The 12,170-nt window shown below is 40.6% G+C and carries 16 protein-coding genes; all 16 read left to right on the top strand.

Annotation, left to right across the window (positions count from 1 at the left end):
* Positions 1-45 precede the first annotated feature (45 nt).
* Positions 46-357, top strand: a complete 312-nt coding sequence (locus R7190_RS23830; protein WP_025634888.1) for a hypothetical protein — start codon at positions 46-48, stop codon at positions 355-357.
* A gap of 16 nt (positions 358-373) precedes the next feature.
* Positions 374-1,114, top strand: coding sequence for an excalibur calcium-binding domain-containing protein (locus R7190_RS23825; RefSeq protein WP_025634890.1), 741 nt, complete (start codon positions 374-376; stop codon positions 1,112-1,114).
* Between the two features lie 138 nt (positions 1,115-1,252).
* A complete protein-coding gene (locus R7190_RS23820) occupies positions 1,253-1,981 on the top strand; it encodes a hypothetical protein (RefSeq protein ID WP_025634892.1) in 729 nt (242 codons plus the stop codon).
* Between the two features lie 199 nt (positions 1,982-2,180).
* The gene (locus tag R7190_RS23815; protein WP_025634893.1) at positions 2,181-2,477 is read left to right on the top strand and encodes a helix-turn-helix domain-containing protein; all 297 of its coding nucleotides are present in this window, start codon (positions 2,181-2,183) and stop codon (positions 2,475-2,477) included.
* Positions 2,478-2,562: 85 nt separating this feature from the next.
* Positions 2,563-3,063, top strand: a complete 501-nt coding sequence (locus tag R7190_RS23810; RefSeq protein ID WP_025634894.1) for a hypothetical protein — start codon at positions 2,563-2,565, stop codon at positions 3,061-3,063.
* Positions 3,064-3,098: 35 nt separating this feature from the next.
* Positions 3,099-3,605, top strand: coding sequence for a hypothetical protein (locus tag R7190_RS23805; protein ID WP_029811849.1), 507 nt, complete (start codon positions 3,099-3,101; stop codon positions 3,603-3,605).
* A gap of 17 nt (positions 3,606-3,622) precedes the next feature.
* Positions 3,623-3,955: a hypothetical protein gene (locus R7190_RS23800; protein ID WP_029811850.1), complete on the top strand. Its 333-nt coding sequence runs from the start codon at positions 3,623-3,625 to the stop codon at positions 3,953-3,955.
* Positions 3,955-4,437 (top strand): hypothetical protein, encoded by a 483-nt coding sequence (locus tag R7190_RS23795; protein ID WP_025634898.1) that lies wholly within the window; start codon positions 3,955-3,957, stop codon positions 4,435-4,437. Before R7190_RS23800 ends, R7190_RS23795 begins: the two co-directional genes overlap by 1 nt.
* Before the next feature lie 183 nt (positions 4,438-4,620).
* Entirely contained in the window at positions 4,621-5,079 is a 459-nt protein-coding gene (locus R7190_RS23790) for a hypothetical protein (protein ID WP_318137616.1), read from the top strand.
* A gap of 452 nt (positions 5,080-5,531) precedes the next feature.
* Positions 5,532-5,783: a hypothetical protein gene (locus R7190_RS23785; protein ID WP_025634901.1), complete on the top strand. Its 252-nt coding sequence runs from the start codon at positions 5,532-5,534 to the stop codon at positions 5,781-5,783.
* Between the two features lie 43 nt (positions 5,784-5,826).
* Positions 5,827-7,590, top strand: coding sequence for a P-loop NTPase fold protein (locus R7190_RS23780; RefSeq protein ID WP_025634902.1), 1,764 nt, complete (start codon positions 5,827-5,829; stop codon positions 7,588-7,590).
* A gap of 6 nt (positions 7,591-7,596) precedes the next feature.
* Positions 7,597-8,454 (top strand): hypothetical protein, encoded by an 858-nt coding sequence (locus R7190_RS23775; RefSeq protein WP_054574966.1) that lies wholly within the window; start codon positions 7,597-7,599, stop codon positions 8,452-8,454.
* Positions 8,447-9,781 carry a Qat anti-phage system QueC-like protein QatC gene (gene qatC / locus R7190_RS23770; protein ID WP_025634087.1) on the top strand — a complete coding sequence of 445 codons (1,335 nt, stop codon included), beginning with the start codon at positions 8,447-8,449 and terminating at the stop codon, positions 9,779-9,781. Before R7190_RS23775 ends, qatC begins: the two co-directional genes overlap by 8 nt.
* Positions 9,778-10,506, top strand: a complete 729-nt coding sequence (gene qatD, locus R7190_RS23765; protein ID WP_025634089.1) for a Qat anti-phage system TatD family nuclease QatD — start codon at positions 9,778-9,780, stop codon at positions 10,504-10,506. The genes qatC and qatD overlap by 4 nt, the downstream gene beginning before the upstream one ends.
* Before the next feature lie 106 nt (positions 10,507-10,612).
* Positions 10,613-10,915, top strand: a complete 303-nt coding sequence (locus R7190_RS23760) for a hypothetical protein (RefSeq protein WP_077284361.1) — start codon at positions 10,613-10,615, stop codon at positions 10,913-10,915.
* 128 nt (positions 10,916-11,043) lie between these two features.
* On the top strand, positions 11,044-12,170 hold a 1,127-nt coding region (locus tag R7190_RS23755; protein ID WP_206926118.1), incomplete at its 3' end, for a DUF4158 domain-containing protein.

Here is a 12,170-nt window from a genome sequence, read left to right as displayed (position 1 = left end):
ATCATTAAACGATGACAAATTAACTACAAAAGGCAAATATATAGTATGAGATATCTTCTAGTTACAGTTCATAATTATCCCAGGTTTTACAAAAGTGACGGTGAGATAGTTCACATTGATCTAAATTATGTGGATTCCAAAACTATTTCTTCATTAGATGAAAATGGAGATTTATTTCACGTTAAAGTATCTGGAAGTCCTCCGTGTGTTCGTGATATTTGGTTAATTGATTCGGTAGATGTGGCACTAGATACATTGGCTAGTTATGGGATCTATCCATTCAAGAATAAGGCCGCAGCAAGAGCAAATGCCAAAAGGCTTGGGCTTAGTGCATTCAAGTATATTGCAGTACCATAATAATCAATGGAAGTTTATGAAAAGAATTTCTAAAGCTGTACTTACAAGCATCTTATTGGTTTCTTTTGATGCTTATTCAAGCGAGATATGGCGGGGTTTAATAGTCAAACCTGAGAATAGATGTTCTCCATACGATAAATCTCAACAATACAACTATTCTCAACGAGTAGAAGATCACATAGTAAGTAGTATGGGGGGATTGATATATGGCCCTTATACTGGCAGTTACTTTGAATCTGACCGATACACAGACATTGAGCATATAGTGTCAACAAGTGAAGCACATGATAGCGGAATGTGCTCACAATCTAGTGAAAGGCGCATTCAATTTGCCAGTGACCTCCTGAATCTTACATTAGCTTCACCTACTGTAAACCGTTGTGGTGACAACGGTAAGTGTGGAAAGGACGCTGGAGAGTGGTTACCCCAAAAAAACAGATGCTGGTTTGCTAATAGAGTGGTCGAGGTAAAGTTGAAATACGCTCTAAGTGTAGACCGCAGAGAAGTGGAAACGTTAGATTCGGTACTAAGAAACTGCACAAGCACTGAAATGATCGTACATGAACCTGCTGAGGAAAGTATAAAAACCACGAGAAACGTTTCAAAGTCCGCCCCGTTACTTATGTATGACGAAGATAATAACGGTAGGATTACTTGCAAGGAAGCTATCAGAAATGGTATTGCACCAGTAAGAAGATCACATCCTGCATACTCTTATATGAACGATAGAGATGGTGATGGGGTTGTATGTGAATAAATCGACTCTATCTATACGATCACTGGACTTCCAAAAAGCGGGACTTCAGGTAGTAGAGATGACATTTTGCTTGATATGCTCATTAGCCCACCAGCGAATCGGTGGCTAAAACCTTTAAAAACTAACGAGGAACTGAGTATGGCAATCAAAACAAATATACTGGAGCTAAATGGACTAAATCCGGCTTATTTCACCAATACGGAATTACTCCCTCTCGACGATTATCTGACGGGTAGAGGAATTTATCTATTTCCACATATTGAGAAGAGATTTGGCAGTATTCCTTTAGAGCGCGTTGTTGGTCATAGCCAAGGCTATGATGCGATGAAGTGGGGGGACTGTTTAGGTGGGCGTCACTTAAAACGTATTGAGCGAGCCCTAATGGAACTCAAAGAAAATCCAAATTACTATTTAGATCATCATGTAAAACCAGGTATTTCTTTTACAAAAGTTGAGGATGCTTACTTCATTGAAGAGGGAAAACATAGGACCATAACTGCGCGGTTCCTCTATCACCACAACCAGGAAGTTTTTAGAAATACCTCCCCTCTTTCTAACGTAAACATTCACGAAAGGTTCATTGATCATGAGTATATGGGCTATGTATATGAGATCAACATGCTACAGAAAATATACCCGGAATTAGAGTTTGAAATGACTTATACCGACTCAAATAATGAGAGGTGCTTGGCAGTACACCCGACTAATTTTAATATGCCAAGTAGTTTCTTTACTCGGGGAGAAGTCGAAGACTGCATAAAGCATTTAAAGAGTCCGAATCTATTAAACAAACTACGTTCACACAGACTGTACCAGCATATTGGAACTTCACATTGCTTAAAGCATATGTTCGGGAACATAAAGTAATTTGGTTGAGTTTTGCGTGACGTTGTCACTTGTGTCGTGGTCTAGTTGTATAGATGGTTTACTAAGCCTAGGCTAGGTTAAATGAAAACCATTTGTTAACTAGGTCATGACGTAAGATATTACAGTGTAATGGGAATTACTACCTACCGAAGATGATGAATACTGTTCAAAAAAAACTTGTTTAACGAAGAAGGATAGCATGAACGATAATAAGCCGAGTAAAACTCAAACCTCATTTCTGAGACGTTTGTTAGTTGCATATCTAATTGATAGAGGTTTTAACACTGTCCCAGCAATAGTGGAAGCAACGAATATGCCTCGTAGAACGGCACAGGATACTATCAAAGCTATTCATGAATTGGAGATTAAAATTGAACACACTAAAGGTGGTGAGTTTAAGATAATAGATTGGGGTGCAGTAAATCGTGATTGGATAGAAATTAATCGACAGCACGTGTGTGATGTGCTAAATTATCCGAGTAAATTTGATGATTGAATTACCCCTTAAACGCGATACTTCAAAGAAGTCCCTTCACACTTTCTGATAGTGAGTAATGCCATGATAGGTTTGAGGAATATACATGCCTTGTATTATTGATATTAACCACGATGTGAGTAAGAACAAAGAAAGCCAATGGGTCTCACTATGTGGTAAACACCTTTGGTTTAGTAATGACCCCCACAAAAGTATAGAAAATGCAAAACTAAGCGGAAAACCTATTTGCAAGACCTGTCGTAAGATTGCAGGAATTCCCATGTCTTCGAGAAGAAAACCCGAGGTCGAAGCTCCCTTTAAAATTTACACCGTTGGAGCTGGGGAAATCAAAGAGCGTATCGCAATCAAAGAAACCGATACCGGCTTTCGCACTCAAGGTGGTGATCTACAGTATAAAAACCAGAGACTTGATGCAGGACTTTGGAAAAATATTGGAGGAGATGCTTCAAAGTTAGTGACAACTAGGGAGCTTGAACAAGCGCGAAGCCTAGCTAAACATCAAATAACTATGCTTAAAGAGTATGTATCTAAACTACCGGAATTGATCACTAGTTTGGAGACCAAACTCAGTAAATACGAAGATTAAATATCAATTAATTATACGGATAATTAGCTTAGAACATGAAATCCAATTTCGAGACAAACACTGGTCTTAGGTTTATCTCAAAAGCTGAGACTGCATTTAAGATTCACATCCATACACCCGAAGATAAAATTCTTCATAGATCGGTTGGTTATATCCGTATTGGAGAGAAGAAAGGTCTAAAGAAAGCTATTAGGTTAAGGAACGAAATCGGCATAAAGTTGTGGGGGAAAAAGCTTTGGAAAAGAGTCTTGAATGAGCCTGAACTGTTTACCCGATTACCCCATAGTCTAGAGCCGAAACTAATAGAAAAGAACGCACCTATCAAATCAGACCCTCGAAGAAAAAAACTCCATTATTTGGCCAAGTGGTATGTATATGGTGATGACGGATCATTATCGACAAAGACTACAGTTGTGTCCGTGGAGAAGTATGGAAAGTTAGGGGCGTATAATAAAGCTAAACGTAAACTTACCGAAGTTTATAAAAATGAAATTGAAATATTATCTTACATGGATAGATTTAGTATTACTCTAGCTAAGTGAATGAGAAAATTATTAAAATGAATACGAAAAAATTTGTCGTTTCTACAGAGACAAGCATTGATACAGCCTATCGGCATTTCTGTAAAGCCAAAACAGATGATAGCTTAGACATCATGTTTGAAGGTGCTGAAAAGCAATTGGCAAATTTAGATTGTACTGGAGAGGAGCGCAATCGAGTCTTTCATAACATTTACATTGCATATGGACGTCGACAAGAAGACATCGATGGCGAAAGTACAAGTACAGAATATAAGGCACTGAGAACAGTTGATAAGAGCCTAGCTAATAACAAAAATCTAAGTACAGAAGAGCTACTGGGTGAGGCGCTAAGAGCAATGGAAAATAAGTAATGATCAAAATAGGATTCCCTGTACGCACTTCATTACACAAATTGACGAAACTCTTTACTCAGCTGTTTAACCGATTGTTTGTATACCTTTCAGTTAGCAATTTACCACAAGTAATCTTCATGGGGGCGGCCATATTTGCTCTGTTTAGTGCGGTTTTAAGCTTAACCGAATCGATTAACTATGTTCTTGCTGGGATGGCTAACTATGGCTTCATCGAATTGCTGAGGGTCTTAATCTACATTGCATTCGCTTTCTCTCTGGTAATGAAAATGTGGAAAATTAGTATTACTAGCTTTATCTTGATCATTCTCTTCGGACTAGCTATATCAACTGGCTTATCCAACGGCTGGGGAAGTACATCAATACAGTTAGGCTATGCTCTATCTTCCGGGTTTAAAGGTCTGGCATTGATCCTACTTGGAGGAATTGCTGGTGGTGTTTCAAGATGTCTGTATTGGATCTACAACCGTTGGCCAAAATGATAGTAACCTTAGTGTTGATTTAGAGTAGCTATGAACATAACAAATTGTTCAAGAGTGATTCGGCACGTGTGGCATTTTGACTATGCGTTGGTTTAGGTGATGAAGGTGGTATGCGGCGGCATCAGTATTGCGTTGCTCAAACCTTAATAGGGCGTTTATGCTTAGGAGCAGAAGTTGAGATATTTGGAAGAGTTCGAATTGGCGATTGAGCGCTCAAGGTACCTTAAATTGTCTGATACACGCTTTAAGGCTTTAGATGCGAAATTTTGTAGTGATGAAAACCTTCAAAATTGCTTGGATTTTCTAAATTATCTATATAACCCACTAAAAGACACCGATCTCGTAGGACAGTGTCTAAATATTCATTCTCAACTAATGAAAGCGGTAGAACATTTTTACGGAGCGCCACCAATATTCACTATTGGATCTATTACATTTGATGGAAATAAATATTTTGAGTTAACTGAGGATGATATCAAGTCATCAATTTTAGACTGTTCACCTACCAATATGGCCAATATTCACGCATGGTTGACGTTGCCTTCTATGGAGATACTAGATTTTACGTTTATTTCAACTTACGAGAGTCAGCTGGAGACAGTGGCTTTCCAAAAGTTGTCAGTCAGTTTGCTGAAAGTCTAAAACCGCACTTTCATTATCACCCAGTGTTGACAGGAGAAGAGAGTCTTTCAAAGTTAGGTTTATCGTCCAGTGGCTAGCACTTGTTCTGAGCTATTGCAATAGCTACCAGCTCGTCACCTCGCTTGCCAGCAGGGATAATAAGTATCAAATGCAACTGGCAGGTAGTTCGATTCCTGTCTTATAGTCACTTAAAGTCCTGGCAATCAGTTCCGACGTTTTATTTACCAGATTAGCTTTATTTTAACTCTACTGTGAGAGAGTAATAAAGTCTCATGCTAAAATAGCCGCGATCGCAATCGATACGCTGCCATTCCTAAATCGAAAATGCCCCGAAGTTTGCCAGACTCTGATTTGGGACACACTTCTTTTGTCATCATTTGACCTATTTTTCCTAATAACAGAATATTTAGTTTGATATAGACTGTTATAGCTTTGGCAGAAATGAGGAAGATATGAACACTAAGGAAACCGAAGAGCTTCAAAGGAATATGGATATTTTTTCAACGCCATTAGATGTTGAAAAGTACATAGATGAAGGGCTAATTAGCCGCTACAAGAATACCAAAACTCAGTTTGTAATCCATTGTTCTAAAGATGAGTTACCTGAAGAAGTCAGTGTACGGGCAAATAAAATAGAAGTCTTAACAAATAAAGATGGTTCCAACGCTCTAGTTTTGGGGCTTGACTTAAAAGTCAGAAAATAGTGCGTGTTGAAAACAGCTATTTTGTAGACAAAATGGGGTTTAAATGTGGTCTGATAAAGAGTCCTCACTAGACTTTTTAAATTTTAGTGAAACTGCCGAATCGATTAAGGATCTAATCACCGAAAAGGAATTGATGCCAATATCTGTTGGCGTTTTTGGGGATTGGGGGGCAGGAAAATCAACAATCTTAGAGCTAACCAAAAAATCAATATCTGAAGAGAAGCAAGACTACATTCAAGTCCATTTCGATGCATGGATGTATCAAGGCTATGACGATGCTAAAGCGGCTCTATTAGAGACAATTGCATCTACCTTGGTAAACCAAGCGAAAGACAACGCCAGCTTGAGCAAGAAGGCTAAAGAGTTTGCAGGACGTGTTGACATCATTAGATCTTTGGGATTATTGATGGATGGTGGTGCAGCTTTAGCTGGCGTTCCCACCATGGGTGGTTTTCAGAAGTTGATGGGGCTATTCAGTGGTGGAGAGGATCGCGAACTAGACTTTGGTGATGCCAAGGATGCAGTAGATGGTGCGAAGCAGATAGCTAAAGATAACAAAGAAATTTTAAAGCCTAAAAAGGCTTTTTCACCCCCAAAAGAAATTAAAGAGTTCCGCAATGCGTACTCAGACTTGTTGAGTGAATTTGATAAACCACTCATAGTCTATGTCGATAACTTGGACCGTTGCTCGCCATTTAATGCAATTTCGACGCTGGAAGCGATACGACTATTTTTGTTTTTACCAAATACAGCATTCGTGATTGCGGCAGACGAAGATATGATCCGCTTAGCTGTGCCGGAATATCACAAGGGAGCTTCGCAGCGCCACCAAACAGACTACCTAGATAAATTAATTCAAATCCCAGTACACGTTCCAAGACCTGGTACTCTAGAAATCAGAGCTTACCTGATGATGTTGACAGCTCAAGATCATGGCGTTACGAGTGACCAGCTTGAGGGGCTTAGGGAAAGCCTAGAGCAGTCTCTTCAGCTATCTTGGAAGCAGTCACCCATATCAGTCGATGAGCTTTTGGACGTTGATAAAGTTCAAGATGTTCAGGGTAAGGACGAACTCAGAAGTAAGTTCATCGTGGCCGAACAACTTGCTCCATTGCTCGCAGAGTCCTCCAATATAAATGGGAACCCTCGAATTGTTAAACGCCTCTTAAATCAGGTGAAAATGAGAAGAAAAACAGCACTCCGTCGTGGTATGCAGCTGGATGAGAAAACCATTACCAAATTGGTGATATTTGAGCGTTGTTTGGGGACTCAAGCAACAAACAAACTGTATCAGTTGATTGATACAGAGAGTGGTTCTCCAAAGATTCTGGCTCAATTGGAAGATCCAGAAGCTGAATTCGATGATATGGATTTACCAGAAGAGTGGAAGCTAGATTTAGCCTTTCTTGACAAGTGGTCGAAGCTACCACCGATGTTTGCAAATGTGAACCTGACCCCAGCGGCATACTTAAGTAGAGAGAGTATCCCCATGGGCCTAGTGAATGCAGTTATGTCCGGCGCTGCTCAAAAGCTTGTGAAGGATTTAATGAAACAAACGGAAAGACTAAGCCATACAAACCAAAATGCCATAGCAGCGACCCCAAGAGAAGACTATTTAGCTGTGATGGATGGACTAATTGAAAACTTCAGGACTGTAAGTGATTGGTCAAAAGCTCCCCCAGGCATATATGGCGCGAGACTACTAGCAGTTGAAGAGCCTAAATGTAAAAAGGCGCTACTAACTTACGTGAAGGGACTGCCAAAGCAAAGGTGGTTGAATGTAATTATCAAGGAATTAGAAAAGTAGGTATTAATGGGTACTTCAGCATCATCAACTGGCCCTAATAACCAGAGCCCACTCATTCCGTCATGGGCTGAACAAAGTCCGCCTGTAACAATTGAGCCAGCTCAAGATACTGGTGGCCCGGACGGGGAAAATCAAGGTGACAAGGAAATCGACAATGAAAAAGTTCAGCAGGAAATCGGCAAACCATCTGGTACTGCCAATCCTGCAAACCGTTTTGCAGGAGCTAGAAGAGAATTCGGGAATTATGCCAAGGCCGGAGGTTCAAGCTCTGATCTAAGGCGAGCACTAAAGAGTTATTCTAAAAAAGGCTCTGGTGGTGGAAAAACCACAAGCCGAAGGTTGGCTAGTGGGATAACGGCTGGTACTGGTTTACTTGGAGTAATGCGTGGAGACACTGTTACTGTCAACAACCAAAGCCTTTCCTTAAATGACTTGAAAGGCCTATCCACTGACCAAGCTATTGATAGAATTGCTTCACATTTGGCTCCTGATAATGCTGACTCAGACTCTGTGAGAATTGCCTTAGATTACGCGCTGGAAGAAGCGCTACCAGATACAGAAGATTTCGATCCAAATAGTTTTACTGAAGAAGTAATCCAACAAGCCATCGGCTGCTATTTAACTGACTTGATTTTCCAAGATGTGGTTGAAGGCATGGGCAGGGCTTGGTTCCACGTAGAACCTGCTAGCAAGCACCATAGCATGGAAGTTGAGCTAAGGGAGCTTATCAAGGTAATAGCTCAGGAGCAGCTAGACAAGGTCACTAATGGCAACCCTAGCAATATCACCAGAAATAACATTACCAAGATTCAAGCTGATACCATCGCAATGACCGTTGAAGAATGGGAGAGTTTCGATGACTAAGTTTTACTTCAATGATAATCCAAACCAACTACCTGAATATTCAGAGTCATGCCACCCTGTACAACTATTCCACACTCACGAATATGATCAAAAAAAACACAGCTTAGCTTCCAGAGGACTACTGCAAACAGTAAGAGACTTGGGAGTTGCTGTTGAGCCTAAGGCAATCGATTTAATTACAATTGCTTCCGCTGTTACCGCAGCAGATACTTTTGAGTTAAGAGAGAAGGCTGAGAATGCTTGGTCAAGGCAAATGCACCTTCACATCCCTGTAAGTGAACCGAATATATGGAATGCAGAAAGCGCTGAGTTGAGTTCAATTTTGAACTTTCTTACTGGCGATCAATGGATGTTCACTTTTGAGCAGACATCAATGGAACTGCCTAAACCTAAGATAAGTAAGCAGGCTAAATATAAAGCCAAAACTCTTCTAGGAAAAAATGCTGTTTGCCTATTTTCTGGCGGTCTTGATAGTGCAGTGGGTGCTATTGATATCCTTAATGGAGAGTCAGAATATAAGCCTCTCTTAGTAAGTCACGCCTATCGTGGAGATGGTGCAAAACAGGAAGAAATTAAGACTTTGTTGTCTTCTCCATTTGCTGAGCTCTCCTATTCAATTTCTCCTCATATAATTAAAACATATGAAGGCAGAACGGACATAAGTATGCGTGGGAGAAGCTTTAACTTCTTGGCGATGGCCGTATTGGGCATTTCCGCACTGAGAAGTGCTAACTGTGATGCCAGTATTAAAACCATTATCGTTCCTGAGAATGGCTATATCTCAATCAATCCACCACTAACTAGAAGGCGAATAGGTAGTCACAGTACGAGAACCACACACCCCAACTTCTTGCAGAGGTTGGAAGAATTGCTGACACGCATAGGTTTTGACGTCAAATTCGTAAACCCTTATCAGTTTAAAACAAAGGGGGAGATGTTGGCTGAGTGCGTTGACCAAAACGCTATTAAAAAAGCCGTACCGCTAAGCGTTTCATGCAGCCACTGGCACAGAGAACACATACAATGTGGGCACTGCTTGCCCTGTCTAATTAGAAGAGCATCTGTTCATCATGCTGGCTTTGATGATGACGCACCATATAAAACAAAGCGATTGAAAACGCTAATTAAAGAGAAGGATACAAGAGACGACCTGCAAGCAGTTCAAACAGCCATTATCCGGTTGAAGCAAACCAATAATTACAAATCTTGGCTACGTAAATCTGGTCCAATCCCACTAGATAAGTCTATACGTAATGCCTTGGAATCAACGCTTAAGCGTGGTTTGATGGAAGTTGAAGTGTTTATACAGGCTAACAAAACATCATGATGGATATGCATTGCCATGTTGATCTATACCCCGAACATCAGAAGGTATTGGATGACATTGAACGCTCAAACTATTACGTATTATCTGTAACAACAGTGCCTTCAGCCTTCGAAGGCACTGTTAATCTCACAAAAGGGCTTAAGCATTGCAAAACCGCTTTGGGATTGCACCCTCAGCTAGCTCATTTAAGGAAAAATGAACTACCAATTTTCGATCGACTTATAGAGAAAACTAAATATATAGGTGAGATTGGACTAGATGGATCAAAAGGCTGGAGAGAGCATTTTGATGACCAATTATTGGTTTTTAATCACATTCTGAAAAAATGTGAGTCATTCAATGATAAAGTTCTAACAATACATAGCCTGAATGCAGTAGACGAAACCTTAATGTGTCTGAAAAAACACCCGAAAGCAGGCATCCCTGTTCTCCACTGGTTTTTGGGGACAAAAAAACAGTTATTAGAAGCTGTCGATATAGGTTGTTATTTTTCAGTTGGACCAGCAATGCTTTTCTCAGCACGTGGAAAGCGACTTATATCTTGGTTACCTAAAGATAAAATTCTTCTAGAAACAGATGGACCTTTTGCGAAAGTTTCGGGAAAAATACTGTTCCCCTCAGATGTTGATACCGTAATTCAGTATCTTTCTAAAGAATGGGAAGTGTCTCAATCAGATACAGTTAGACAGTTGAAGAATAATTTACGTCAATTAGTTGCTAAATGAATACATCTTTGTAGAGATGTTGTGCAATTGGGACCTATAAATGTAGATCTTGAGCTAGCCACCTTGTTAGGTGGAGAAAATATGACCCAAACGAAAAAAAATTATTATGGACAAATCAGAACATTGTAAAGAAGTTTACGCATATTACGGTTTAGCGATGTATCGTGCTCAATGTGTGGAGCAATCGATTATTCAGTTGCTCATCTTTTGTGATTTATACGAAAGAGAGGCAAAGTCTAAGCACACCCAAGAGGAGTGGGAGGCTAAGTTTGATAGCTTTGATCAGGAAGTTAGTGATAAGACGATGGGTAGACTAATAGGACATCTAAAATCTTTAAACGTACTTCAAGCGACTACAGAATCGTTGCTAGCTAAGGCACTCAAGGAACGTAACTTCTTGGGGTTCTAGGGATTTTCCCCTCTAAAGTAACATAGAACGCTACAGGTATTATATTATATGGTCTGTGGCGGTGGGTTACCTTCCAATATTCTGCCATCTTATATAAACACCATCAATCATATTGGCGTTTATTCATCATGGCAATTAGTAATGAACTCTCGATTCTGACTCAGGCAGAACAACGAGACTTGTATTCAGCACCTCAGTTTTCTATTGAGGAACAACGTTTGTATTTTTCGCTAAACGATGTAGAACAGGCCGAATGCCGTACTATCAGGCTTACTAAACATCGTTGTTATTTCGTGGCGCTTCTGGGCTATTTTAAATCTAAGCCAGTGATCATTGCTCCGAGTTTCCGTGATATCAGTATCGACATGCAGTTTATTGCCTCCCAAATTCAAAGAGGTAAAGGGATCAGGCCTTTCAGTGTCAGTAAAATGCAGCGTGACCGTATTTACTCAAGGATACTGCGTCTACTAAATTACAATAAGTGGAATGAAAAACAGCACCTCAATGCTCTGTGCCACCACCTGGTTTACATTGGTCATGCCTGGCTGGAGCCTCGACACCTCTTTGATGCGGCCATTGAATACCTTGCCAGCCATAACATTGCCATTCCTAAGTACTCCGTGCTTCAAAGACTGATAAGCCGCACAATGCAACAGGTCAGAAAAGACCTGACGCTCCAACTGAATCAACTTACCAGTAATGAACTTAACGTCTTTCTGGACAACATAATCACTACTAAAGACGACGGGCTGAGTCTGAGCCATCTCAGGGGTGGTGCCAAAAGTCTGACCGTGCCTGAGCTTAAAAAAGAGCTCGCCATTTACCACCGGTTAGCACCATGGCACACGCAAATAAATGACGTTGTGGACAGGCTCAATCTGTCGCTAAAAAATCGACAACACTTCAGCGGCCTTATTGATTACTACGGCAGTAAAGTGCGGCGCTTCAAACGCTCACAGCAGCACCTGTGGTTACTGTGTCATCTGACAGAGCGCATGCAACTTGCACTGGAGCGCCTGACGGATGGGTTTGTTTACCATATCCGAAAACAACAGGAAGCCGCCAACGCCTTTGCACAACAAGCAGTGTTCCTGTCCTGGCAGTCAGCTGCGGACAATGTCACGAAAGCGGCAGAGCTACTTCACCTGTTTGTTGACGAGAATATTGATGACAATCAGCCCTTCTCAGTAGTCAGACAACAGGCATTGAAGGTCATGAATGACAGGGATATCCAGACCCTCTGCCTTTACCTGAA

Source organism: Vibrio sp. 1078-1, assembly GCF_033340475.1.
Note: the sequence above shows the minus strand (reverse complement) of the source record. Positions and strands in the feature narration are given on the sequence as shown.